This is a genomic window from Streptomyces sp. HUAS 31, assembly GCF_028198125.1.
GTDB lineage: Bacteria > Actinomycetota > Actinomycetes > Streptomycetales > Streptomycetaceae > Streptomyces > Streptomyces chartreusis.
In genome coordinates this window covers 802,430-824,659 of the sequence record NZ_CP116353.1, presented here as the reverse complement: position 1 = coordinate 824,659, position 22,230 = coordinate 802,430, and the positions used below count along the sequence as shown (strand labels likewise).

Sequence of the window (22,230 nt, the reverse complement as noted above, 5' to 3'; positions counted from 1 at the left end):
CCACGACGCCGCGACCCGGGCTCCCTGAACGTACCGACTGGTCGGACTGGACGGAAGGTGCCCGCACGGCCGAAGTCACGCGAAGAAGAGCGAGCCCTCCGGTTCCCGGTGCCCCTCGACCGTGTGCCAGTAGTCGCGGGTCTCGACGGCCAGTCCCGCGGCGTCGAAACGAGCGAAGACGCAGCCGGCCAGCGTGGCCGGCCTGCCGTCCTCGTCGGAGAGGACCCGGAACTCGGCCACGGCCACACCGTCCGCACCGACGACCGGGGCGGAGAAGCGCACGTCGGTCACCCGCTCGGCCGCGAACGACCAGCGCAGATACGCGCCCAGCTCGCCGCGCCCCCGATGCGGCGCGCGGAACGGCATCGAGCGGTGGACGCAGACCTCGGCGTAGAGCTCCAGCAGCGCGTCCACGTCGTGCTCGGCCCAGGCCCGCCGCCAGACGCGCACGAACCGCTCCGCCGCCTCACGAGTCTCCATACGGCGCCCTCAGGCGTGCGAGCGCAGCCAGTCCAGCTTGGCCGCCTCGTGGAACGGGCCGCCGCCCTCGTGGTCGTTGAAGTCGTACACCTCGATGGCCTTCTCGTCGTGGGCCCATGCGTTGAACGCCGCGAAGACGGTGGAGGGCGGGCAGGTCTGGTCCTCCAGCGCCGCCGAGAAGAACGCGGGCGCCCGGCCGCGCGCCGCGAAATGGACGCCGTCGAAGTACGACAGGGTCCGCAGGGCGTCCTCGGTGCGGCCCCGGTGCGTCTTGAGGTAGAGGCCGATCTCGCGGTACGGGTGACGGTCCGTGAGGGTCGCCGCGCGTGGGAAGTCGCACAGGAACGGCACGTCCGGCGCGACCGCCACCAGGTCCGGGACCAGACCGCCGACCGCGATCGTGATGCCGCCGCCCTGGCTCGCGCCGAGCGCGACCGTGCGGGCGGCGTCGGTGAGGGGGTGGGAGCGGGCCGCCTCGACGGCACGCACCGCGTCCGTCAGCACCCGGCGGTAGTAGTAGTTCTCGGGCGCGTCGATGCCCCGCGTCATGAACCCGGGATACGCGGGCGCGGCCCCCACCGGGTCGGGCGTCCCGCCGCCACCGCCCCACGCGCTGCCCTGACCGCGCGTGTCCATCGAGAAGTGCGCCCGGCCCGTGGAGGCCCACAGCAGGTTCTCGTGCGGCAGGCCGCGCCCGCCGCCGTAGCCGATGAACTCCACGACCAGCGGCAACGGCCCGGTCGCCCCGGCCGGCAGCCGCAGCCAGCCCTTCACCGGGTGACCGCCGAACCCGGAGAACGTCACGTCGTACACCTGCACGGTGCTCAGCCCCGTGTCGACCGGCTCGAAGCGCGCGTCCAGCTCGTGCTCACGCGCCTCCTGGAGCGTCTTGGACCAGAACGCGTCGAAGTCCTCGGGCTCGACCGACTCGCTGCGGTACTCGCGCAGTTCGTCGAGCGGAAGGTCGAACAGGGCCATGACGGACCGCCTTTGCGAAGAGTGACTGCGGATGATCACACCGTACGTCGATGATCGGAGGACTCGCCAGATCTACGGCCCGCCGTGCGCCTACGATGGGGCCATGACGTCTGCCGTCGATCCGCCGATCGAGGTCGCGGAACTGCTGGTCAGAGATGCCGAACTGCTCGTCGTGGACAGCGGCTGGGAGATCCCCGGCGGCTGGCTGGCCGTCAGCGATGGTCGGGTGACCGGTGTCGGCCCCGCCGGAAGCGAACCTGAGGCCCGCACGACCGTCCGGGCGTCCGGACGGCTCGTCACCCCGGGCCTGATCAACACGCACCATCACATCTACCAGAACCTCACCCGCTCCTACGCGCCCGCCGTGAACGGCTCGCTGTTCGACTGGCTCACCACCCTCTACCCGATCTGGGCCCGTCTCGACGAGGAGGGCGCGTACGTTTCGGCCTACGTCGGTATGGCCGAACTCCTCATGGGCGGCTGCACCACGTCCTCCGACCACCTCTACGTCCATCCCCGCCCCCGCCTCGTCGACGCCGAGATCCGTGCCGCCCGCGACATCGGCTTCCGCTTCCACGCCACCCGCGGCTCGATGACCCGCTCCGTCGAGGACGGCGGACTGCCGCCGAGGAGCGTCACACAGACGGAGGACGAGGTCCTCGCCGACAGCGAGCGGCTGATCGGGGCGTACCACGACCCCGGGCCGGGCGCGCTGGTACGGGTCGCGCTCGCGCCCTGCTCACCTTTCTCGGTCACCAGGTCGCTGATGACCGCGACCGCCGAACTCGCCGAGCGGCACGACGTACGGCTCCACACCCACCTCGCCGAGGACCACGACGAGGACACCTACTGCCTCGAGACCTACGGCTGTCGTCCCGTCGAGTACTTCGAGGAGACGGGGTGGATGAGCGACCGCAGCTGGGTCGCCCACTGCATCCATGCCGACGACGCCGAGCTGCGCCGCCTCGCGGCTGCCGGCGTCGCCGTCGCGCACTGCCCCAGCTCCAACATGCTCATCGGAGGCGGCACCGCGCGCGTCAGGGAGATGCGCGAACTGGGCCTGCCGGTCGGCATCGGCTGCGACGGCTCCGCCTCGACGGACCACGCCTCGCTCTGGATGGAGACCCGGGCCGCGCTGCTGCTGGGCCGCTACCGCGGCGGCCCCGGCGCGATGACCGCCCGCGACGCCCTCGACATCGCCACCCGCGGCTCGGCCCGCTGCCTGGGCCGGGACGACGAACTGGGTCATCTGCGGCCCGGCGCCTGCGCCGACCTGGTCGTCTGGGACCTGCACGAGGTCGCCCTGGCCGGTGCGCTGAGCGATCCGGTGGAGGCGTGGCTTCGGTGCGGTCCCGCCCGGGCCTGGACGACCGTGGTCGGCGGCCGGATCCTGGTCGACCGCGGTGAACCCCGGCTGGCCGAACTGGCGGAGGCGCTGCGGGCGCACGGCCGGGTGGCACGGGCGATGCAGGGCCGGTCAACCTGACATGGCGCGGCTCCTCATGCCCGGCGGCCCGTCCAGGCCGGTTCGGTGCGGGCCCATGCCTGGTCCCACTCGGAGAGACGGCGACGCATGGAGGCATGCCGCACGACGGTGTGGCCGAAGAGGATCACGGCGACCGCGGCGCCCGTCGTGCAGACGCCGATGGTGACGGTGTTCTGCCAGACCGCCGCGGTGCCCGGGGGAGGGGTCACGCTGTGGCCGCGGGAGTCGAGCCAGACGTCGACCTTCTCACCCGTGCCCGTCCCCGGCGGGACCCGTGCCACGGCCGTGCGAGGGCCCTGCTGCGGATCCGTCCAGCGCACCGTGGCCTTGGCGGTCGGCTGACGTGCGCTCTGTGCGAGGGGAGCGGTGCGCGAGGCCCGCTCGACGACCTCGGCCCGGACGAGACGCAGGTCCTCCCGCTGCTCGCGGACCATGGCCCGGGCGTCGCCATGAGCCCACCAGGCCGCCGCCACCCCGGTCAGGGGCGCGACGACCAGCAGCAGGACCGCCACGGCCACCAGCGTCCACGCTTCCATGACATCCGACCGGCGCCGCAACGGACTCGACCGAAGGCGCCAGCCATGCACCTGGCTTCGCATGGCATCCAGGTACCCCGCACACCGGACAACGTTCCTGACGGATCCGGACGCACATATGGCCCCACGGGGCCTGCTGATCAGCCGAAGCGTTCGATACGGATACGGTCCACGGGCTGTCCCGCCGCAACGAGCAGCCGCGAGGCATGTTCGGCGAACCCGTTGGAGCCGCACACATAGGCCTCCCAGCCACCGGGAGGCTGCTCGGCCAGGAGCGGCGCCACATGTGCGGCGGCCATACGTCCCACCACCACGCCCTCCGGTGCGCTCCGTGTGAACACGGGCGTCGTCTCCGCGCCGTACTCCCGTGCGTAGACGAGCTCCTCGGGGCTGCGCGCCGACACCAGCAGCCGCAGCGGCACATCCAGCCCCCGCGCCCGGTGGTGCCGCACCATCGACATGAGCGGCACGACGCCGGACCCGGCGCCGAGCAGGAGCGCCGGCCGGTCCCCGGGCCAGGCGAAGAAGCCGCTGAGGGGACCGCGCACCTCGACCGTGTCACCCGGCTCGGCCACGGTGTGGAACCAGCCCGAGACCTCACCGCCGTCCACATGGTCCAGGGTGAGCTCGATGTGACCGGAGTCGTCGGGCGCGGACGCGATCGAATAGTGGCGCTGGGCCACATAGCCGTCCCCGGCGGTCAGCCGCAGCATCAGGTGCTGGCCGGGCAGATGGCCCGCCCAGTCGGGCACCGCGAGCCGGAAGGTCGCGGCGTGCGGGGTCTCGCGGCGGATCCCGGTGATCGTCGCCGTCTGCCACAGCGTGGCGGCCTGCTCGCTGACGGCGATCCGGCCGGGCACGGCGAATCGGGTCCGCGGCGCGTACGTGTCGGCTGTCTCAGTCACCGGAGTACCGCTGCTCCTCCCAGGGGTTGCCCCGGGCGTGGTAGCCGTTCCGCTCCCAGAACCCCGGCTCCTCGTGGTCCAGGACACGCAGACCCGCGATCCACTTGGCGCTCTTCCAGAAGTACAGGTGCGGCACCAGCAGCCGCGCCGGACCACCGTGCTCCGGGGTGAGCGGGCGCCCGTCGTACTCCCAGGCGATCCAGGCCCGCCCGCCGGTCACGTCGGCCAGCGGAAGGTTGGCGGTGTAGCCGGTGTGCGAATAGGCGACGACATGTGTGGCCGACACATGGGGCCGGACCACACTGAGAAAGGTGTCCAGCGACACGCCGCCGAACCGCACACCGAACTTCGACCAGCTCGTCACGCAGTGGATGTCGCCCTCGTACACCGACCCCGGCAGCGCGTGCGCCTCGTCCCAGCTCCAGCCGCGCGGCTCCTCCACCAGCCCGTCCACGCGGAACGACCACTCGGCCGGCGTCAGGTCGGGTGTGACCTCGGCGGACAGGACGGGCCAGTCGTCGCCCGCGTCGTACTGGCCGGGCGGCAGGGCTTCGTTGTGGACGCGCGGGCGTCCGGTGAAGCCTCGGGTGACGTTCATGCGGGTGGTGCCTCCAGGCCGGCGTGGGCGACGGCCCGCGGGTCGGGCGTGATCGGTACGTGCTTCGGTGATCGGTACGTGCTTCGTACAACCGTACGCGTTCCGGCGGGGTGGTCCCACGGAGGGCCGGGAAGGGCCCGACGGTCGTGATCGTTGGGGTAATGTGGCCGTCCGGCCGGGGCAGTCCCGGTCCCGCGGAGAACCAGGAGGTGAGACCCATTACCGCTGTGTCAGGTCGGGTGCTCTCACCTCGTATCGGCGCGGACCACCGCCAGTAGGCGGCCGCGAGAGCATCCTTCGGCTTCCGAAAGGCTCTCGGCTTCCATGCCCTCTCTGTCTCCCCCCTCGCCCGCTTCCCCGTCACCTTTGCCGTACGACGCCGTCGTGACCGCGCTCCGGGCCGCCGGCTGTGTCTTCGCCGAGGACGAGGCCCGGCTGATCCTGGCCGCCGCCCGCACCCCGGACGAACTGACCGCCATGGTGGACCGGCGCGTCACGGGCGTGCCGCTCGAACTCGTCGTCGGCTGGGCCGAGTTCCGCGGGCTGCGCATAGCCGTCGAACCCGGGGTCTTCGTGCCCCGCCGCCGTACCGAGTTCCTGGTCGAGCAGGCTGTCGCCGCCGCGCCCGACGCGTCCGTGGTCGTGGACCTGTGCTGCGGCTCCGGTGCGGTCGGCGCGGCCCTGGCCGCCGCCCTCGGCTCACCCGGCCCGGTCGAGCTGCACGCCGCCGACATCGACCCGGCGGCCGTGCGCTGCGCCCGCCGCAACGTGGCCCCCTACGACGGGCGCGTGCACACCGGCGACCTGTTCGAGGCGCTCCCCGACAGCCTGCGCGGACGTGTCGGCATCCTCGCCGCGAACGTGCCGTACGTGCCCTCCGACGAGGTCGGTCTCCTGCCCGCGGAGGCCCGCGACCACGAGCCCCGCGTCGCCCTCGACGGCGGCCCGGACGGTCTGGACGTGCTGCGCAGGGTGGCGGCCGGGGCGCACCAGTGGCTGGCCCCCGGCGGCTGCCTGCTGATCGAGACCAGCGAACGTCAGGCGCCGACGGCCCTGGAGGCCTTCACCGACAGCGGGCTGTCGGCGCGGCTGGTCGTCTCCGAGGAACTGCACGCGAACGTCGTGATCGGCCGCGGCCGGGATCGCTGAAGGGGCAGCTGGGGTGGCCCGCCGACACAGGTCGTGACGGACCGGGGCCGACTCAGGTGGCGGCGGGTCGGTGGGCGGGTTCAGGTCGTGACGGTCGGCCGGGTCGGGGCGTGGCGTGGGCCGGCTCGGGTCGTGATGGTCGGGCCGGGTCGAGGCGGGGCGGGTCGGTGGGCCGGCTCGGGTCGTGAGGGTCGCGCCGGGTCGGTGGGCCGGTTCAGGTCGTGAGGGGCCACCGGGCCACCGGGCCGCCGGGCCACCGAGCCATGGGGCCGCCGTGCCGCCGTGCCGCCGGGTCATCGTGCCGCCGGGCCATCGGGTCGGCTCAGGTCGTTGCGTCGGTGTGCGAAGGGCCGTCCGAATCGCTGTCCGAGGGGCCGGAACCGGGCCCGTCCCAGTGCCGGGGCCCGGGGAACTTGCCGCGCCAGTCACCCGGCCCCCTGTCCCGGTCCTTGCCCTCGCCCTTCCCCTGCTTCCATTGCTCCCGGTTCCCCGCGAGGACACGGTCGGCCGTCCTGGTGTGGTCGTCGGCCCGGGTGCCGACGACGAAGATGTCGTCGCCCTTCTCGAGGTCGCCGGCGCCGGAGCCCTTGTCGCCGTCATGGCGCACGGTGGTGTCCGAGCCGACGGTCCACGTCCACTCGGCGCCGTCCTCGCTCTTCACCGTGACCCGGTCGCCGTCGACCTTCTCGACGGTGCCGCGCTGCCAGATCCGTACGACCCACTTGCCGCTGTCGGGGTCCTTCACGGTCGACTCGCCGTGCACGCCGCCTTCACGGAGGCCGAACCGCATGCCGGGCCCGTGCCGTTCGCCGGGCGTGCCGGGCGACGGCGAGGCGGGCCCGGAGGCCGAGGGGGAGGCGCCGTCCCCGGAGCCCGAGGAGGTCGCGGCGTAGGCGACCGTACCGCCGAGGGTCAGGGCCGCGACCGTGGCCGCCGCGGTGACCGCCTTGGCGCGGCCGGACCGCCGCCGCCACAGTCCGCCCGGCGCCGCCCCGCGCGGGTGCTCCCGTTCCGGATCGTGTGTCACGGCTCGCTCCCTTCGGTCATGGCACCCGGCATCCCCATGCCATGCCTTGCTGTGATTGTGGGATGCGCACCATAAGGAACCAGTAATCAGTTCCTGTGAAAAGGGGCGCCCGCCCCGCGATTCACGAGTACTTTCCGATTCACCCAATCACGCCCTGAAATGGGGCTGTATAAGCGCTGCTTTGGGAAGTCGAAAGCTGCCATACGGGACCAAATCAAGACCTCTGTAAGGAGATTGACCGCGCATCGAGCTGTCGGGTCATCCCGGGTCTTGGAACATTGTCCGCGGTTCCGTCACTGGTGGCGTCACGGGTCCGGGCGGACGGACAAGGCGCGCCGGCTCCGCTCCGGGGCACGGGTTTTCGGCCCGGACCACCCTGAGCGGCGTCCTGCGCACCTTGTGAGGGGCAGTTGCTGCCTGCACGATCGGCGTCGCTCGAACGAAAGCCCGGTCCGGAGCGATCGACCATCCGAAGCGATCGACCAGAGGAGACCCCTGTGACGACCGACCGCATCAGCCTCGGCCCCGAGGCCGCCCGGCAACTCGCGACCACCACGAAGACCACACCGCAGATGCGTGGAGTGACCCCGCGCTATCTGCTGCGCGCCCTTCCCTGGGTCGATGTGGAATCAGGTGTCTATCGCGTCAACCGGCGCCGCACCTACGTCCTCGGCGACGACCGCATCAGCACCCACACCGACGAGGAAGGTCCCCGTGTGATTCCGGGGGACTTACGTGAGATCCCGTACCTCCGCGAGGCCGACGACGCCTCCCTCGGCCAACTCGCCGACGGCTTCACGGAGATGAGTTTCGAGCCCGGTCAGGTGTTGGTGCGGGAGGGCGACACCGCCGAGCACCTGTGGGTGATCGTCCGCGGCCGCGCCGAGAAGCGGACCACCGGCCGCTACGGCGACGAAGCCCTGATCCAGGTCATCGGCGACGGGCAGTACTTCGACCTGGAGTCATGGACCAAGGGCGAGCCCATGCCGTACGCGGTGAAGGCCGTCACCCCGGGCGTCGCGCTGCGTGCCGAGCGTTCGGCGCTCGCCCGGCTCATGGACCGCGACGACACGCTGCGCGGCGCTGTCGACTCGTACACGGCCGGCGACATGCCCGCACCCGGTGCCGAGGCGCCGATCGACCTGAGCGGCGGCCATATGGGCGAGGTCGACCTGCCGAGCACGTATGTCGACTACGAGGACGCGCCGCGCGAGTACCACATGACCCTCGCGCAGACCCGGATGATGGTGCACTCCCGCGTCGCCGACCTCTACAACGGGCCGATGGACCAGACGCGCACGCAGGCCAACCTGACCGTCCAGGCCCTGCGCGAGCGGCAGGAGAACCTGATGCTCAACCACCCCGAGTTCGGGCTCCTCCACAATGTGCCGGCCGGCCAGCGCGTGCAGGCGCGCACGGGTGCCCCCACCCCCGACGACCTCGACGAGCTGCTCGCCAAGGTGTGGAAGCAGCCCGCCTACTTCCTGGCGCACCCCCGGGCCATCGCCGCGTTCGGACGTGAATGTACGCGGCGGGGCGTGCCCCCGGTGACGGACAGCCGGTTCGGCAGCCCCCTGCTGACCTGGCGGGGTGTGCCGCTGCTCCCCTCCGACAAGGTGCCCTGCCCGAACGGCTCCGGCGACGCCGCCGGGACCACCGAGATCCTGCTGATGCGAACAGGCGAGGCGGAGCAGGGCGTCGTGGGACTGCGCCCCGCGGGGGTGCCGGACGAGGTCGAACCCGGCCTGTCCATGCGGAACATGGGCATGGACCAGAAGGGCATCACGTCGTACCTGATGACGGCGTACTTCAACACCGCGGTGCTGGTGGACGACGCCATCGCCGTGCTCCAGAACGTCGAGGTGTCCAAGTACCATGACTACTCCTGACGTCACGGCATGGCCGGCGCAGTCGGCCGCCCCGTCGCCGCCGGTGCGTCAACCCGGCGGTTTCAGCGCCGAGTTGGTCCGGCAGGAATTCCCGATCCTGCACCGCACCGTCAACGGCCGTCCTCTCGTCTGGCTCGACAACGCGGCCACGACCCAGAAGCCGCGCCAGGTCATCGAGGCGCTCGCCGCCTACTACGGCGCCGCCAACTCCAACATCCACCGGGGCGCCCACACCATGGCGCGGGAGGCCACCGAGGCGTACGAGGCGGGCAGGGCGGCCGTCGCCGACTTCCTCGGCGCCGCAGGACCGGAGGACATCGTCTTCGTGCGCGGCACCACGGAGGCCGTCAACCTCGTCGCCCAGAGCTGGGGCCGCGCCAACCTCGGGCCCGGGGACGACATCCTGGTGCCGGTCCTGGAGCACCACTCGGACATCGTCCCCTGGCAGATGGTCGCCAAGCAGACCGGCGCCCGGCTCGTGCCGATTCCCCTCACGAAGGACGGGGAGATCGACCAGGACGCGTACCGCGACCTGCTGTCCTCGCGGACGCAACTCGTCGCGATCAGCCATGCGTCGAACGTCCTCGGCACGGTTCCACCGGTCGGGGAGATGACGGCACTCGCCCACCGCTACAACGCCAAGGTGCTGGTGGACGGTGCCCAGGCGGTGGCCCATTTCCCCGTCGACGTCAGGGAGTTGGACGCGGACTTCTACGCGTTCTCGGGCCACAAGCTGTTCGCGCCGACCGGCATCGGCGCCCTGTACGCGAAGCCGGAACTCCTCGCGGGGATGGCCCCCTGGCAGGGCGGCGGCAACATGATCGAATCCGTGGCGTTCGGGGAGACCACCTTCGCGCCGGTGCCGCACCGGATGGAGGCCGGCACCGGCCACATCGGCGGAGTCGTCGGACTGCTTGCCGCCCTGAACTGGCTGACATCCCTCGACCGTGCGGCTGTCGCGGTCTACGAGGGGGACCTCATGGCGTATGCGCACGAGGCCCTCGCCACCGTTCCCGGGCTGGAGTTGATCGGCTCGGCGCCCGACCGGATCGCGGTGCTCACCTTCACGCTCGCCGGACAGGACCCGGCCGCCGTCGCGGACTGGCTCGACCGGGACGGGATCGCCGTCCGCGCCGGTCACCACTGTGCCCAACCGGCCCTCGCCCACTACGGACTCGATTCGGCGGCACGCGCCTCGCTAGCCCTCTACAACACCTACGGGGAGGTGGATCAGCTCGTCGCCTCACTGCGCAGACTGCAAGAGTCCGCCTGACGGCTCGGGCGGGAACTGACCTCGGTTCGGGACCGTGCGACCGGATACGGCCGCACGGTCCCGAAACCGGTACGTCAGGCGGATCGGATGTCAGGGGAGGGCGCCGCTCAACTCGTCGGCAGCACACGTGCGATGAGCAGTGCCACGTCGTCGGAGTTGTCGGGCCGGTGCAGGGTGCGCAGGAGGAGGTCGCAGCACTCCTCCAGCGGGCGGTAGGGGTCGTCGAGGAGCTCCAGCAGCGCGTCGAGGCGCTCGTCCAGCGGATGTTGACGGGTCTCGACGAGCCCGTCCGTGTAGAAGACCAGCTGGTCGCCGGGTTCGAGATCCACGGCCGTCGTCGAGAAGGCGACACCACCGACGCCCAGCGGCGCCCCCGTGGGCAGTTCGAGGAACTCCGGGTCATGCCCTGGACGGACGCGTGCGGGCGGCAGATGCCCCGCGTTGGCGATCCGGACCTGCCGCAGCTTCGGGTCGTGCACGGCATAGACACAGGTCGCTATGGAGTGGTCGAGGCCCTGCGTGATCTTGTCGAGGTGCTCAAGGAGCCGTGTGGGTTCGAGGTCCAGGGACGCCAGGGTGTTCGTCGCGGTGCGGAGTCGGCCCATGGTCGTGGCGGCGTCGATGCCGCTGCCCATCACATCGCCGACGACGAGCGCCGTCTTGCCGCCGTCCAGCGGTATCACGTCGAACCAGTCCCCGCCGACCTCGGCGGTGGCGCCCGCCGGCTGGTAGCGGGAGGCAACCTCCAGGCCGCCCGTCACCGCGGGGTGGCTGGGCAGCAGGCTGCGCTGGAGGGTCAGGGCGGTGTCGCGGGCGTTCTGGTACCAGCGGGCGTTGTCGATCTGCACCGCCGCACGGGCCGCCAACTCCCGGGCGAGCAGCAGATCGTCGTCGCTGAACGGCAGCGGATTGCCGGTGCGCTTGAGATCGAGGGCGCCCAGCACCTCGCCCCGCGCGATCAGCGGCACCGCCAGATAGGAGTGCACACCCGCGCGGCCCAACTGCACGGCGGCCTCGGGGGAGCGGGCGATGCGCGGCAGGTCCTCATCCCGGACGCGGGCTACCAGCACCGGACTGCCGGTGCGCACGCACTCGGTGACGAGTCGGTCCGGGCCGTAGTGGGCGACCTCTCCCGGCGGATCGGCGGCGTCGAGAGCCTCCGTGGGCCGGTGGGCCTTGACGGCCAGGGCGCGGATCACCGCCGCCTCGGCAGGGCCGAGGCTCCTGCGCCTGCCGTCCACCACCGCTTCCAGGAGGTCGACGGCCGCGATGTCGGCGAGCTCCGGCACGGCGACCTCGGCCAGCTCCCGCGCCGTGCGGTCCAGCTCCAGGGTGGTGCCGATGCGCGCGGAGGCGTCGGCGATGAGATCCAGGCGCCGCCGTGCCGTCGCGGCCTCCAGCGCCGCCTGATGCTGCTCGGTGATGTCGACGGCCATCCCGGCCACGCCGAGCACCGTGCCCGCCGTGTCCTCCAGGCGGTACAGCGAGACGGACCAGAAGTGCTCCCGGTCCGGATCGGCGGGCGTACGGCCCACGATGCGCTGGTTGACGAGGGGCTCACCGGTGCCCAGGACCATGCGCAGGGCCGCCTCGATGCCGTCGGCGTCGACGCCGGGCAGCAGTTCGCGCGGCGTGTGGCCGATGTGGTCCTCGGCGGGGATGCCGTTGAGCCGGGCCAGCGCCGCGTTGACCGAGACGTAGCGCAGATCGGTGTCGAGGACGGCCAGACCGATCGGGGCCTGCGCGATGGTGCGCGTGGACAGGGCGACGTCCCGCTCCACCCGGCGGACCGTGCTCTGGTCGGCGCACAGGCCCAGCGCGTAGATGTCGCCCTGGTCGTCCAGCAGCCGCATGTTGCGGAACTCCACCAGGCGGGTGCCGCCGTCCTTGCGCCTGATCGGGAACGCCCCGGCCCAGCCCTCACCGGTCTCCATGACGTCGGCGAACAGCTTGACGACGAGGTCCACGTACTGCTCGTGGACCATGATCCGGGCGGCGTACTCGCCCAGCGCCTCCTGGGCCGAGTAACCGAACAACTCCTCGGCCTGGGGGCTCCACAGCACGATGCGCCCCTCGACGTCCAGCACGACCGAGGCCACGCCGAGCACGTCGAGCAGCCCGCTCGGACCCACCGGCCCGCGCACCGGCTCCTCGCCCTCGGCGCCGCGCACCGGCGCCTCGTCCTCGGCGCCGCGCACCGGCTCCTCGGCGCCGGGAGGTTCGGCTGGAGACATCCCACGCACCGCCTTCGCCCATCGTCGCGGCACGGCGTTCTCCGGTGCCGACTCCCCTTGTTCTACCGTGTTCAACCGTCTCCGGGCCCCCTCGGTCGCTCACCTCCACCATCCCTCAACACGGCGGTGGTCGTCCCCCGAAGGCGGCGCCGGGGCACGCGACTGTGGCCGATCAGACAGCGGGCGTTCTTCTGCTTGGTCTGTACATGACCACATCACCCCGCCAGACTGTCGCCGACACGCCCCCACCCTCTGAGGAGTCGTTCCCATGGCCCTGCGTGCCCGGCAACGTTGTCATGCGGTTCTCACCGGCCTCGTCGCCTTCGCCTCCGCAGCCGTGCTGTCCTCCGCGGCGCCCGCACAGGCCGCCGACACCTGGACGGAGGTGGGCTCCGACCGTGCCGACCCGCTGACCGAGAGCCAGGGTCTGGCCTCCGTGGAGGTCCCGGCGAACAGTGCCAACCGCTACACCGGCATCGGCACCATCCCCGTCTCGGTCTCCAGCCGCGGCTGGAACCACGTGGGCGACCCGGACGCCTCCTACAACGGCTACTACGTCGAGCCGTACCAGGCGGACTCGGGCACCGCGAAGATGTTCCGGGTGCAGGCGCCGAACGGGGCCTGGTCGGAATACGTGCACACGCTGGGCTCCGGGGAGGCGCTGAACAACTCCTTCGTCGCCATCGCGCCCGCCGGCCAGTGGATGGTCTCGGGCGAGTGGGGCACCATGACCCGCCTGCTGGTCCACCCCACCCCCGGCGTCAACCCGAGCACCTCGCCCTCGGCGAACCTCCCCTGGACCTCCAGCATCCGGCTCGACCACGCCGTACGCGACGTACAGGGCTGCGACTTCCTGGACGCCACGACGCTGCTGTGCTCCTCCGACGACCCGGCGGGCACCCTCTTCGGCATGACCAAGCCGCTGCTCCAGATCGACCTCTCCGCCGAGCCGGGCGGCTCCGACGTGACCGGCCATGTCACGGCCCTGCGCCAGCTCCCGCTGCGCAGCTCCTGCTCGGGCAACTTCGAGACGGAGGGCATCGACTACGACCGCCGCACCGGCACGCTGCGCGTGATCGTCGTCTCGCCGGGCTTCTGCGTGCTGACCGACAGCAAGACGTACAAGTTCACGCGCGGCTGAGACCGACGCGGCGACGGCGCCGCCGGTGACGGGTGCCGGCGGTTCCGGCGGATCCGGACCGGCGGGCTCCGCCGGTAGTGCTCCGGCGTGGGTGGTGCTTTTCTTGGGTTGGGGTCCGGTTCCGCGGCTACCCGTGGCACCGCGACGCGGCCACGAGAGGAGCGATCACGATGGAACGTGAACGACTGCACGAGGAGCCCGTCTCCGTCGAGATCAGCGGATGCAGCAAGGAAGACGCCCGGATCGTGTTCGACGCGCTGTGCACGTGCTTCGAGTCCGACCGGGGCCCCGAGGACGTGCCGCAGCAGCTCCACGAGACGCGCCCGATGGTGTGGCTCGGCACGTTCGAGGTGACCGATACGCAGGAGTGCCCGGCGCCGGCCCGCCTCTCGTCCTCCGTCGAGGCGGACGCACAGGGCGGCTACTGGGCCATCGAACGGCTCCGTACGACGCTGGACTCCCTGTTCACGGTGCACGACCTGGCCTCCGCCTCGGGTGACCAGGAGCGGGAGCTGCACGTGGTGCTGGAGAGCCGCACCGGGCTGTCCTGACCGAGTCCGGCAAGGGCGCGCTCGGTCATGACGGGCCCAGCAGGCCGAGCGCGGCGTGCCGGTAGGCGGCGTGGACGGCGGGCAGGTCCTGAAGACAGGCCCGCTCGTCCACGCCGTGCAGCCCCGCGTACCGCACCCCGAAGCCCGCCGTGGCCGGGATGCCCTCGCCCGCGAGCAGGTTGCCGATGTTCGAAGGACCGGCGGTCCTGGCCCGTACCGTCAGCCCTTCCCGCGCGGCGGCGTCCAGGAGCGCCGCCGCGGGCTGCTCCTCCTCGGCCAGCCGGTACGGCGGCCAGGACGCCACCGGCATGATCACGGTCGGCCGCGGGGCCGGCACCCGCGAATCCAGCTCGCCCACCGCCTCGCGGACCAGGTGTTCGGCGGCGTCGGCGTCGAAGTGGGGCGTCGTGCGGATGTCGACGCCCAGCTCGCACAGGTCGGGCACCACCGAGAAGCCCTGGCCGCCGTGGCAGAACGTCACCGTCAGCTTCGGCGGCAGCGGGAAGTCGCCCTCGGCGCCGGGCAGCTCCGCCTCCTCCAGAAGCCGTACGAGAAGAGCCGCGCGGGAGACGGCGCCGGACGCGGTACTGCGGGACCCCGAGTGGCCCGAGGCTGCGTGCACCGCGATCGTGGCGCGCCACAGCCCGCGCCCGCCCACCACGACCTCGTCGAGCCCCGGGTAGCCGATCATCACGCCGGCCGGACGGACCGTCTCCGGGTGGGCCAGATAGGCGCGGGCACCGCCGAAGCCGCCCGTGTGCTCGTCCACGTCGAGCAGTACCGCGAGCCCGCCGCGCAGGTCGGCGGCCCGGTCGTGCAGTTCGGCCGCGACGGCGCAGAACATCGCCGCGGCGAGTTTGGAGTCGGCGGCGCCCCTGCCGCGCAGCCAGCCGTCGACGACGTCACCGCTGTCCGGCGGGAACGTCCAGGCGCTCTCGTCGCCGTAGGGCGCGGTGTCGACGCAGGCGTCCAGTGCCCACCAGGGGCCGGGCAGGGCGCCCGCGACCTCGATCAGCAGGCCGACGACGGCGCCGTCCTCGCCGTGCAGGCGCCGGTACGGCAGCTCACGTCCGGCGAGCCCGTCCTCCAGGACGCCGAGGACGGGGCCGTAGTCGTCGATCCCGGCGCGGCTGGGGCAGCGGACGAGGCGCTGGGCGAGGGCGATCGTGTCGGCGTGCGGGGTCATGGGGTCACTGTGCCCGAAGCCGGGGGCGGGGGTTGTGTGGCGGCTGCGGGTCGCGGGTGGTTGCTCGCGCAGTTCCCCGCGCCCCCTGAGGGCGTGCGGCGGGCCTACCTCCAGGGGCGCGGGGAACTGCGCGACCAGCCCTCACGCACCCGCAGCCGCCCACTCGGCACACCCGTGAGTGGTCGGTGTCACCCCATCCCGGTTGTGCAACTAGTTGCATAAAGGCTTCCCGGTCCTCTACAACTACGTCAGGCACGACACCGCGCACGGAGGGGCCCCGATGAGCCGTTACCCGCACCTGCTGAGCCCGCTCGACCTGGGCTTCACCACGCTGCCCAACCGCGTCCTCATGGGCTCCATGCACGTCGGCCTGGAGGAAGCCGAGCGCGGCTTCGAGCGCATGGCCGCCTTCTACGCGGAGCGGGCGCGCGGGGGAGTGGGCCTCATCGTCACCGGCGGCATCGCCCCCAACGACGAGGGCCGGCCCTACGAGGGCGGCGCCAAGCTCACCACCGACGCCGAGGCCGAGCAGCACAAGGTCATCACCGAGGCCGTGCACCGCGAGGGCGGCCGGATCGCGATGCAGATCCTGCACTTCGGCCGCTACGCCTACCACCAGGACCTCGTCGCCCCGAGCCCGCTCCAGGCGCCGATCAGCCCCTTCCCGCCGCGCGAACTCACCGACGCCGACGTCGAGCGGACCATCGACGACTACGCCCGCGCCGCCCGCCTCGCCCGGCAGGCCGGCTACGACGGCGTCGAGATCATGGGCTCCGAGGGCTACCTCATCAACGAGTTCATCGCCACCCAGACCAACCACCGCACCGACGGCTGGGGCGGTTCGTACGAGAACCGCATGCGTTTCCCGGTGGAGATCGTGCGGCGGGTGCGCGAGGCCGTCGGCGAGGACTTCATCATCGTCTACCGGCTGTCCATGCTGGACCTCGTCCCCGGCGGCTCCACCCTGGACGAGGTGATCACGCTCGCGAAGGCCGTCGAGGCCGCCGGCGCGACGATCATCAACACCGGCATCGGCTGGCACGAGGCCCGCATCCCGACCATCGCCACCTCCGTGCCCCGCGGCGCCTACACCTGGGTCACCAAGCGCCTGATGGGCGAGGTGTCCGTCCCGCTCGTCACCACCAACCGCATCAACACCCCCGAGCTGGCCGAGGAGTTGCTGGCCGACGGGTGCGCGGACATGGTGTCGATGGCCCGTCCGATGCTCGCCGACGCCGACTTCGTCGCCAAGGCCGCGGCCGGCCGGCCCGAGGCCATCAACACCTGCATCGGCTGCAACCAGGCCTGCCTCGACCACACCTTCAGCGGCAAGATCACTTCCTGCCTGGTCAACCCGCGCGCCTGCCACGAGACCGAGCTGACCCTCTCCGCGACCCGGCTGCGCAAGCGCGTCGCGGTCGTGGGCGCCGGACCCGCCGGGATGGCCTGTGCCGTCAGCGCCGCCGAACGCGGCCACGACGTCACGCTGTTCGACGCCGCGGGCGAGATCGGTGGCCAGCTGAACGTCGCCCGCAAGGTCCCCGGCAAGCAGGAGTTCGACGAGACGCTGCGCTACTTCCGCCACCAACTCGACTGGCAGGGTGTCGACGTACGGCTGAACACCTGGGTGTCCGCCGGTGACCTCGCCGCCTACGACGAGGTGGTCGTCGCCACCGGGGTCACCCCCCGCACCCCGGACATCCCCGGCATCGACCACCCCAGCGTGGTGGGCTACCTCGACGTCCTGCGCGACGACGCTCCCGTCGGCCGGCGCGTCGCCGTCCTCGGCGCGGGCGGCATCGGCTTCGACGTGGCCGAGTTCCTCACCGACGGCGGCGACAAGGCGAGTGAGGACCCCGAGACGTACTTCCGGCACTGGGGCGTCGACATGGACTACACGGGACCCGGCGGCCTCGCCGCCCCCGAGCGCCCCGCCCCGCCGCGCACCGTCTACCTGCTCCAGCGCAAGACCACCAAGGTCGGCGCCGGCCTCGGCAAGACCACCGGCTGGATCCACCGCACCGAGCTCAAGCACCGCGGCGTCACCATGGTCCCGGGCGTGCGCTACGACCGCATCGACGACGCCGGACTGCATGTGACCGCCGGCGAGGAGAGCTCGGTCCTCCCCGTGGACACGATCGTGCTGTGCACCGGCCAGGAGCCGCGCCGCGATCTGTACGAGGAACTGGTCGCGGCCGGACACAACGCGCATCTCATCGGCGGTGCCGACGTGGCCGCGGAACTGGACGCCAAGCGGGCCATCAAGCAGGGCACCGAGCTGGCGGCGGGCCTGTAGGGCGAGCGAGCGCGGTCGCGGGGCGGCCGCCGCACGTCCCTAGGATGACTCCATGTCCCTCCCGCACGCGATCCTCATCGCCCTGCTCGAAAAGCCTTCGTCGGGGCTGGAGCTGACCCGCCGGTTCGACAAGTCGATCGGGTACTTCTGGTCGGCGACGCACCAGCAGATCTATCGCGAGCTGGGAAAACTGGAGGCCGAGGGGTTCATCCGGACACTGCCGGCGCAGCAGCCGGCCCGTGGGCAGAAGAAGAGCTACGAGGTCCTGCCCGCGGGCCGCGCCGAACTGGCCCGCTGGACCGCCGCCTCCCAGGACCCGCGGCCGCACCGCGACACCCTGCTGCTGCGGATGCGCGCCGCGGCCGTCGTCGGGACCGAGGGCGTCGAAGCCGACCTGCGACGCCATCTCGCCCTGCACCAGCGGCAGTTGGCCGAGTACGAGGAGATCGAGAAGCGCGACTTCCCGCCCGGCAAGGACAGCTCGCAGGACCGGCTGCGACACCTGGTGCTGCGAGCGGGCCTCGACCTGGAGACCTTCTGGATCCAGTGGCTCACGCACGCCCTGGACGAGTTCGCCGAACTGCCGGGACACGAGACGGCGTGAGCCACGCGGAGCCCGGCGCCCGGCCGGGCGCCCGCGCGCGGGTCAGAGGCGGTACGGCTTCGACGTCCTGCGGCGCAGGTACCAGGCCGTGCCCGCGACGGCCGTACCCACCAGGACGCCGCCGCCCACCAGCGTGAGCGTGCCGTAGTCCTGGCTGCCGCCGCCCACGCCGCCCATCACACCGCGCGACGGCGAGGCCGTGGCCGTCGCCGAGATCGTGGGCCTGACGCTGGGCGAGACGATGACGGACTGGGTGCCCGCCGTCGTGCCGTCCGAACAGATCACGATCACGGTGTAGGTGCCGGCGCTCACGTTCGACCACGCCGCCGACTGGAGCGCGCTCGTCCCCGACAGGGACACCTGACGCCCCTGCGAGAAGTTCGCCTGGCGGCTGTTGAGCAGCGAGGCGGTACCCCAGCTGCCGTTGACGTTCGTGCAGGCGCGGGTGGTGACCGAGACCGTGGTTCCCGTGGTGCTCACGGAGATGCCCGATTGGGCCTCGGCCGGGCCGGCGGCCACGAGGAAGGAAAGTGCGGAGGCGGCTGCCACGGTAAGGCCCGAGCGGAGGAAGAGCGATGAGTTGCGCATGTGAATGCCCTCCGGCGGCACGGTCGGCGGTACGTCCGTTGCGCCGCCGAGGGTCGGGTACGCCCGTGCTGCCTCAGGGGAAGCCAACGCGCCCCGGGGCGTCGCCGCATGCGGGCGTCGCCCGGACAGGTGATGGGCTGCTGCATCCGGGGGACTTCGGGGCGGGCGGGCCGTGCCCTGGGTTGCGGGACGGCCGTGCCCGCAGCCGTGGGTGCCGACGGACGCTCTCAGCCGCCCTGCGCCCCGGTCGTCACCTTCAGCTCCGTCGAGAAGCCGCCCCAGGTGCCGTCCGGCAGCCTGCCCCGGAGCCGCACCCGGTGGCTCACACCGCGTTCCGGGCCCAGGTAGAAGCTGTACGTGGCCCGCTCGCGCGGCGCGCTCCCGCCGTACACCAGCGAGGTCGCCGTACGGCCGTCTAGCTGGATCTGGTACTCGGTGACGACGCCGTCGGTGCGCGGCGGCACCCAGTTCAGTTCCAGGTAGTAGGCCCCGTCCGAACGATGGGTCGTCCTGGCCTCGAACCCGGTCGGCGCGGTGCCGCGCCCGTCGTCGGTGCCCGGCGTGGTGAGGCGTACGGCCGCCGTCGCCGGCGAGAGGTTGTCGGCGGCGTCCCGGGCGCGGACGGTGAACGAGTAGCGAGTGCCCGGCCGCAGCCCGGTGACGACGGTCGCCGTCTGGTTCCCGCCCACACTGTGGATCTTCGCCTCGCCCTGATAGATGTCGTACGACACCACGTCCCGGTCGTCCGTGGCCGCTGACCACGACAGCTGGACCGCCCGACTGCCGACCGCACGTCCGTCGGCCTTCCCCGGGCGGGTCGGGGCCGACCGGTCGGCGGCGACGGCCTTGGGGGTCGTCGCCCGGACCGTCTTGCTCGGCGGCCCGAGACGCCCGTCCTTGTCGCGGGCCCGCACGGTGAACGCGTAACTGGTGGACGGCTTCAGCATGGTGACATCCACCATGTGCTCGGCACCCGGCACTTCTTTGACCTTGGTGGTGCCCCGATACACCTCGTAGACCTTGATGCCGCGTTCCGTCGAGACCGCGCTCCACATGACATGCACGCTGGTCGCGCTGCCCGCGGCGGCCGTGACACCCGTGGGTGCCCCGGGCAGACGTCCGCCGTCCTCCCCGTCGGCCTCGCCCCAGGCGCAGGAGGAGAGCAGCGCGAGCGCGGCGCAGACGGCGGATACGAGTAGAAGAACGCGTCGCACGACTCTGCCTCCCGGGGGCGGCCTCGCTGCAATGGTCCGGACCAATATGGCGCGGCTGACGCGATCACATCAAGAGGGCGTAGCCGGTGACCGCGTCGATCGCGGGTGACCCACGGGCCGTTGGTGACCCGCCCGAGGGATTACGTATGCTGAAGCTCCTCGCGGCTGAACTCTCCCTGGGGGATGGTGAGTTCATGCCGTCCCGGCGCGGGCCGCTGTCGTCGCTGATCCGGTGCCGGACGCGGGTGGCCGGGGGGCCGGGGTCCATCGCGGGCCCGGGCCCCCGGCCTCTGGTGGAGCGCCGGGGACTCGCCGTCGTGTCGTCGGGGTGTGCACCGTACGGACCCCTGTGGTGGCAGCATGATCCGAACGCCACCACATTGGACTGAGCGTTCGGCGGAGTCCGGCGCGTGTCAGTGTCCCCGGCGAGAGGGTCCCGAATCGTGCGTATACAGGCGTTGACGCTTGCCGCGGCGAGTGCCGCACTGCTTGCCCCCACGACACCACCGCCTGATCCTCCAGACCCCCTGGGCGGGCCGGAGACCCGGATCGAAGCCGCCGTCAGCGCCGCTGACCTGCTGGCGAAGGTGCGTAACTGCACCGCGGTCTCCCAAGGGCGTTATCGCAGCGACAGCGGTACGGCCGCGAACATCCCGGTGTGCGGTCGGGGCGACGCCGTGTTCTGGAAGGCCGACATGGACATCGACTGCGACGGGCAGTCCACCGGCCACTGCAACAGCGCCACCGACCCGTACTTCTCCGGCTCCACGGCCTTCCAGCAGTCCGACGGCCGCTATCTGAGCGCCGAACACCTGCCGTACATCGTCGTGCCCACGCCCAGCGGCATCTGGGACTACCGCGCCCACGGCATCCGCGGCGGCTCGGTCGCGGCCGTCGTGTACGGGGGCCGGGTGCAGTACGCGGTCGTCGGCGACGTCGGCCCGCGCGACATCATCGGCGAGGCCTCGTACGCCACCGCCAAGGCCCTGGGCATCCCGCCCGACCCCCGACGCGGCGGCACGGCCTCCGGCGTCACCTACATCGTCTTCAAGAACTCGCGGGTGAAACCGATCGAGGACGCCGCGGCCGCCGCCACGACCGGGCAGCAACTGGCGAAGAAGTTCGTCGGCGCGAAGTGAGTGAGGCGGGGGTTCGCGCACGGTCGACGAGGCCGCTCGTGCGAACTCGGTAAAACCGACCCCCGCCCGATGGTCCGCTCACGCCCGCCCGATGGTCCGCTCACGCCCGCTCGATGGTCCGCTCACGCCCGCTCGACGGGCCGCTCACGCCCGCTCGATGAGGCGTACCGCGCCCGCTCGGTGAGGTGGCGTCAGACCGCCGCCCAGCCGTCGTCGACCGGCAGGATCGCGCCGTTGATGTTGCTCGCCGCGTCCGAGGCGAGGAACACGATCGCGGCGGCCTGCTCCTCCGGCTGGGCCAGCCGGCCGACGTTCACGAAGTGCGGGCCGAGCGCCGCCGGTCCGTGCGCGTCCTGCGCCGCATCCACCACGATGCCCGTCCGAGTGCCGCCGGGCGCTATCGCGTTCGCGCGGATGCCCTGCTTGCGGTACATCACCGCCAGGGACTTGGTCAGCCCCACCACACCGTGCTTCGACGCGGTGTACGCCGCGCCGGCCGCGCTGCCGCGCAGGCCTGCCTCGGAGGCCGTGTTCACGACGGCACCTCCGCCCGCCCTGAGCATGTGCGGCAGCACCGCGCGGGTGAGCAGGAACGGCGCGGTGAGGTTGACCCGGATGACCCGCTCCCACTCGGCGTCGTCGACGTCCGCCAGCGCCGACATCCGGTCCATGATCCCGGCGTTGTTGACCAGCACGTCCACACCGCCGAAGTGTGTGAGGGCCGTCTCGACGACCCGGTCGACGACGGCCTGCTCGCTCAGGTCCCCGGCCACCGCGACCGCGCTGCCCCCGGACTGCTCGATCTCCTGGACGACCTCCTGCACGCCCTCGGCGTTGAGGTCCGCCGCCACCACCCGGGCACCCTCCCCGGCGAAGGCCAGCGCGGCCGCGCGGCCGATGCCCGAGCCCGCTCCGGTGACGATGACGCTGCGTCCGTCCGGTCCACCGCTCATGAG

At 72.1% G+C, this 22,230-nt stretch carries 20 protein-coding genes; 9 read left to right on the top strand and 11 right to left on the bottom strand.

The genetic code is table 11. The annotated features are described in order from the left end of the window. Positions 1–75 precede the first annotated feature (75 nt). The gene (locus tag PGH47_RS03415; protein ID WP_271662145.1) at positions 76–480 is read right to left on the bottom strand and encodes a nuclear transport factor 2 family protein; all 405 of its coding nucleotides are present in this window, start codon (positions 478–480) and stop codon (positions 76–78) included. Positions 481–489: 9 nt separating this feature from the next. Beyond that, positions 490–1,458 carry an acetylxylan esterase gene (locus PGH47_RS03410; RefSeq protein ID WP_126899713.1) on the bottom strand — a complete coding sequence of 323 codons (969 nt, stop codon included), beginning with the start codon at positions 1,456–1,458 and terminating at the stop codon, positions 490–492. A 103-nt stretch (positions 1,459–1,561) separates the two neighbouring features. Here PGH47_RS03410 and PGH47_RS03405 point away from each other — a divergent pair, with 103 nt between their 5' ends. Then, on the top strand, positions 1,562–2,944 hold the full coding sequence (locus tag PGH47_RS03405) for an 8-oxoguanine deaminase (RefSeq protein WP_271662144.1): 1,383 nt from the start codon (positions 1,562–1,564) through the stop codon (positions 2,942–2,944). Between the two features lie 14 nt (positions 2,945–2,958). On the opposite strand, the gene PGH47_RS03400 is transcribed toward PGH47_RS03405, so the two are convergent. The 3 genes from PGH47_RS03400 to PGH47_RS03390 form a co-directional block, all read right to left on the bottom strand. Beyond that, complete coding sequence (locus PGH47_RS03400) at positions 2,959–3,543, bottom strand: Rv1733c family protein (protein ID WP_271662143.1); 585 nt, start codon at positions 3,541–3,543, stop codon at positions 2,959–2,961. Positions 3,544–3,620: 77 nt separating this feature from the next. Beyond that, on the bottom strand, positions 3,621–4,385 hold the full coding sequence (locus PGH47_RS03395) for a ferredoxin reductase (RefSeq protein ID WP_271662142.1): 765 nt from the start codon (positions 4,383–4,385) through the stop codon (positions 3,621–3,623). Beyond that, on the bottom strand, positions 4,378–4,983 hold the full coding sequence (locus PGH47_RS03390; protein ID WP_271662141.1) for a sulfite oxidase-like oxidoreductase: 606 nt from the start codon (positions 4,981–4,983) through the stop codon (positions 4,378–4,380). The genes PGH47_RS03395 and PGH47_RS03390 overlap by 8 nt, the downstream gene beginning before the upstream one ends. 324 nt (positions 4,984–5,307) lie before the next feature. Between PGH47_RS03390 and PGH47_RS03385 the strand changes: the two genes are divergently transcribed. After that, the gene (locus PGH47_RS03385; RefSeq protein WP_271662140.1) at positions 5,308–6,132 is read left to right on the top strand and encodes a putative protein N(5)-glutamine methyltransferase; all 825 of its coding nucleotides are present in this window, start codon (positions 5,308–5,310) and stop codon (positions 6,130–6,132) included. 322 nt (positions 6,133–6,454) lie between these two features. On the opposite strand, the gene PGH47_RS03380 is transcribed toward PGH47_RS03385, so the two are convergent. After that, positions 6,455–7,159: a hypothetical protein gene (locus PGH47_RS03380; RefSeq protein WP_271662139.1), complete on the bottom strand. Its 705-nt coding sequence runs from the start codon at positions 7,157–7,159 to the stop codon at positions 6,455–6,457. Between the two features lie 497 nt (positions 7,160–7,656). On the opposite strand from PGH47_RS03380, the gene PGH47_RS03375 reads away from it, so the two are divergent. Both PGH47_RS03375 and PGH47_RS03370 read left to right on the top strand, forming a co-directional pair. Continuing rightward, positions 7,657–9,048, top strand: a complete 1,392-nt coding sequence (locus PGH47_RS03375) for a family 2B encapsulin nanocompartment shell protein (protein ID WP_271662138.1) — start codon at positions 7,657–7,659, stop codon at positions 9,046–9,048. Beyond that, positions 9,035–10,321 carry a cysteine desulfurase gene (locus PGH47_RS03370; protein ID WP_271662137.1) on the top strand — a complete coding sequence of 429 codons (1,287 nt, stop codon included), beginning with the start codon at positions 9,035–9,037 and terminating at the stop codon, positions 10,319–10,321. The genes PGH47_RS03375 and PGH47_RS03370 overlap by 14 nt, the downstream gene beginning before the upstream one ends. Positions 10,322–10,428: 107 nt before the next feature. Here PGH47_RS03370 and PGH47_RS03365 read toward each other — a convergent pair whose 3' ends face one another. Next, positions 10,429–12,555: a SpoIIE family protein phosphatase gene (locus PGH47_RS03365; protein ID WP_271662136.1), complete on the bottom strand. Its 2,127-nt coding sequence runs from the start codon at positions 12,553–12,555 to the stop codon at positions 10,429–10,431. A 268-nt stretch (positions 12,556–12,823) separates the two neighbouring features. Between PGH47_RS03365 and PGH47_RS03360 the strand changes: the two genes are divergently transcribed. Further along, on the top strand, positions 12,824–13,696 hold the full coding sequence (locus tag PGH47_RS03360) for a hypothetical protein (RefSeq protein ID WP_271662135.1): 873 nt from the start codon (positions 12,824–12,826) through the stop codon (positions 13,694–13,696). 170 nt (positions 13,697–13,866) lie between these two features. Further along, entirely contained in the window at positions 13,867–14,247 is a 381-nt protein-coding gene (locus tag PGH47_RS03355) for a hypothetical protein (RefSeq protein WP_271662134.1), read from the top strand. A 25-nt stretch (positions 14,248–14,272) separates the two neighbouring features. Here PGH47_RS03355 and PGH47_RS03350 read toward each other — a convergent pair whose 3' ends face one another. Further along, positions 14,273–15,433, bottom strand: coding sequence for a M20 family metallopeptidase (locus PGH47_RS03350; protein WP_271662133.1), 1,161 nt, complete (start codon positions 15,431–15,433; stop codon positions 14,273–14,275). 280 nt (positions 15,434–15,713) lie between these two features. Here PGH47_RS03350 and PGH47_RS03345 point away from each other — a divergent pair, with 280 nt between their 5' ends. After that, on the top strand, positions 15,714–17,729 hold the full coding sequence (locus tag PGH47_RS03345) for an NADPH-dependent 2,4-dienoyl-CoA reductase (RefSeq protein ID WP_271662132.1): 2,016 nt from the start codon (positions 15,714–15,716) through the stop codon (positions 17,727–17,729). Between the two features lie 52 nt (positions 17,730–17,781). Further along, on the top strand, positions 17,782–18,333 hold the full coding sequence (locus PGH47_RS03340) for a PadR family transcriptional regulator (protein WP_126903048.1): 552 nt from the start codon (positions 17,782–17,784) through the stop codon (positions 18,331–18,333). Positions 18,334–18,375: 42 nt separating this feature from the next. On the opposite strand, the gene PGH47_RS03335 is transcribed toward PGH47_RS03340, so the two are convergent. Both PGH47_RS03335 and PGH47_RS03330 read right to left on the bottom strand, forming a co-directional pair. After that, positions 18,376–18,921, bottom strand: a complete 546-nt coding sequence (locus tag PGH47_RS03335; RefSeq protein WP_271662131.1) for a hypothetical protein — start codon at positions 18,919–18,921, stop codon at positions 18,376–18,378. 227 nt (positions 18,922–19,148) lie between these two features. Next, on the bottom strand, positions 19,149–20,135 hold the full coding sequence (locus tag PGH47_RS03330; protein ID WP_271662130.1) for a fibronectin type III domain-containing protein: 987 nt from the start codon (positions 20,133–20,135) through the stop codon (positions 19,149–19,151). A 587-nt stretch (positions 20,136–20,722) separates the two neighbouring features. On the opposite strand from PGH47_RS03330, the gene PGH47_RS03325 reads away from it, so the two are divergent. Next, a complete protein-coding gene (locus PGH47_RS03325; protein WP_333937970.1) occupies positions 20,723–21,274 on the top strand; it encodes a glycoside hydrolase family 75 protein in 552 nt (183 codons plus the stop codon). Positions 21,275–21,465: 191 nt separating this feature from the next. Here PGH47_RS03325 and PGH47_RS03320 read toward each other — a convergent pair whose 3' ends face one another. Beyond that, on the bottom strand, positions 21,466–22,227 hold the full coding sequence (locus PGH47_RS03320; protein WP_271662128.1) for an SDR family NAD(P)-dependent oxidoreductase: 762 nt from the start codon (positions 22,225–22,227) through the stop codon (positions 21,466–21,468). Positions 22,228–22,230: the final 3 nt, after the last annotated feature.